Origin of the sequence: uncultured Megasphaera sp. (genome assembly GCF_958350005.1) — a bacterium.
In the GTDB taxonomy this organism is placed as follows: Bacteria; Bacillota; Negativicutes; order Veillonellales; family Megasphaeraceae; genus Megasphaera.
Map to the genome: position 1 here is coordinate 1 of NZ_CATWFF010000227.1, position 2865 is coordinate 2865.

2 protein-coding genes are annotated in these 2865 nt (G+C 44.7%); both read right to left on the reverse strand.

The genetic code is table 11. From position 1 onward, the window contains the following. Positions 1-71 precede the first annotated feature (71 nt). Positions 72-929: an Rpn family recombination-promoting nuclease/putative transposase gene (locus Q3886_RS09805; protein ID WP_301861282.1), complete on the reverse strand. Its 858-nt coding sequence runs from the start codon at positions 927-929 to the stop codon at positions 72-74. A 276-nt stretch (positions 930-1205) separates the two neighbouring features. Further along, complete coding sequence (locus Q3886_RS09810) at positions 1206-2519, reverse strand: S-layer homology domain-containing protein (protein WP_301861284.1); 1314 nt, start codon at positions 2517-2519, stop codon at positions 1206-1208. Between the last annotated feature and the right edge of the window lie 346 nt (positions 2520-2865).

Below are 2865 nucleotides of genomic sequence, written 5' to 3' on the forward strand. Positions count from 1 at the left end.
CCTCCACATCAGTCGTACTGCAATTCGTAAAGTATGCCGTCCATTTGGACAGGCCGTATAGTTTTTTAACATCACTCGATATGATGCTCTTTAGCCAGGGCTATGATTTCTGGCTCCGTCAGCTTCGTGCATGCAGCAATCATACTTACTGGCAAGTCATGACGCAGCATAGCCAATGCTGTCTCCAGTCGATTCGTCTCTATTCCTTTTTCCATACCCTGAGCCATTCCCGTTTCAAGGGCTTCTTTGATGTCGGAATTGTAGTCTCGAATTGCTTTTTCGCGGAGCATATATTTTGTCCACAGTGCATCATCGTGAACGAATCGTTCCTGTGCCTGCAGCACTTTTTCCATTACCGGATCTCCCATTGCCATCGCCTCCACATCAGTCGTACTGCAATTCGTAAAGTATGCCGTCCATTTGGACAGGCCATATAGCTTTTTAACATCACTGTAGGAAAATTTTGGCAGTTCAATCGTATGTATTCCAAAATCTTCGGTCAGTTTTCGGCGGCTCCTGTCATTGTATATATGATACACATTATGCCAGTCCGGTTCCTGTAAAAAACTGAAATTCATCAGGATAATCGATACGGTCGGCCTGAGCGTATCATAGGAATCGCCGGGATTCAGCTCCCGACTGTATAGTTTTGCCCAGTAGTATAAAAACCGTTCAGCCAGCTTACGATGATTACGAAGCTGGACTTCAATATCTACATAGCCATTACCTGTGTCGGCCAGAATATCGAGACGCGAAAGTTTTTCCCGTTCATCTTCCAGAATCATTTCATTGTTCAGAAAAGTAATATCCTGGATAACAGGCTGCTGCCCGTACAGGGTATCATTCAAAAAGCGGATGGTAATTTCCTTTCGCTGTTCGCTGCCCATGAGATATTTGAAGTATAAGTCATTTACGCGATTGAGTTCCATGGTACCCCTCCTGTTCTCGTTGCGGTACGGTGCTGTATAGTTTTATTATACCACAGGTACTTCCCTTTCCTATGAAACTCATTAGATTCTAATCTGGCATGCAGCACTCTCCCTGCCAGGCAAATCATAAGGTGCGTGACTGCTCTCTCCTGCGTATATTCTACTCATGCAAGCAGGTTTTGTAAATGAACAGGCGGTATATCTTCCAGGCAGATACGCAAAAAAACAGACCTCCCAAGAGGGAAGTCTGTTTTATATTGTCGTATGATTCTGGAATTAGAATACGAATACGAACTGAGCACGAGTTTCTTCGCCCGGATCGTTATCGCCGTCTTTTGCACTGGAAGCAAAGGACTGCATCAGCTGGAACTGTGCATTCTTAGCGAAGGTATAATCAACGCCTGCACCCCAGGATTCTACGTTATTCATGAGATTATCGTTTCTCCATGTATTCGTAGAACCTACGAAAGTATCCGTAAGGTTATCTGCCTGGAGGTATTCTACCCACAGATCCCAGGATTTAGGAGCAGCAAAAGCAGCTTTGCCATAGGTCAATTTGCCATAAATCATGTCAGCGCTGTCATCGCCGTTAGAGAATTCTTTATCAGCTGCATAATTTTCATAGTTAGCTAAGGCATTCCACTTAGAACCAATGTTGACAGAGCCATATACACCCCAGACATCAACATCGCCAATAGAGCTAGCATTATCGCCAACCATAATATTGTTGTAGTATACGCCAGCTGCGGAACCATTACCAAAGAAGCCTTCTAATTCGCCATAAGCCGTTTTGGCTGCATCTTTATTTTCAGTGCCATCAGCATAATCGTTACCACCAATAAGCCCGCGTTTGAATTTACCATAGCCAGCTGTTGCTGCAAAGCTGTCTGTAGCATATTTCAACTGAGCGCCATCAAAGGAATCACCATAGAGATAGCCATAGGAATTACCCATTACATAGTTGTAACGACCAGCTAATACATTCCAGTTGGAGCCGATATTATAGCTTACGTTGGCCAAATCCGTATAGGTCTGGTCATCTTCACTGGCTGCGTCATTATTGCCAAAAGACTGGTTATCGGTGCTCCAGCCATAGGTTACAGTTGCACGGTCATTAACCTGCGCATTGGCACGAAGGCGGAGACGGTAAGACCAGGAATCATCATCTTTTACTTTTCCTGCACCGTTTTTATCGCCATCCTGGTTGATGTAACGGAGACGGAAATCACCAGTCAGTTTTACGTTGCCGACTTTGTTTTCCAAAGCCGATACGCGAACGCCGAGGTTGTTCAGTTCGTCTGCATATTCGTCAGCCAGTTTGTTGATGAGAGCGCGCTGTTCAACAGAAGCTTTGTCCATGTGAGCCATGGCTTTAGCTACGATTTCAGCTGCTTCATAACGGGTGATGTTGCGGCCGCCTTCGAAGTGCGTGCCATCAACGCCCTGGATGATGCCGGAATCAGCCAGTTCTACTACGGATTTGTAAGCCCAGCTGTCGGTCGGTACATCGACGAACGGGTTAGCTGCAAATGCGCATGTTGCGCCTACAGCCATGGTTGCTGCTAATGCTGCTGCGAGTTTCATTTTCATCGTAAATTACCCCTTTTCATGGTAAAAACATAAAATAGTTTGGTCTTCCTTCGTTACAGGTTGAGTGTCCAATCCATTCTGTCAGGGGGTCATTGGCGAGTTGTCCTAGTTTCCTCTCTTTTACTGCCCTGCTGTCCTGTCTTGTCCGCTCTAATGGGCTGTACCTACAGTTTCCTGTACCACAACCGTTGTGGTTATTATACACTAGTCTTTCCGTTTTGTCAAAATCCAGTCAAAAAAAGGTAAAGAAAAGCATCCATGCACAATGGTTCTACCGCATAACCAGGCCATTTTTACAGAAAAATATTATGATTATATACAAATTGAAAATTGATAACAGTATACC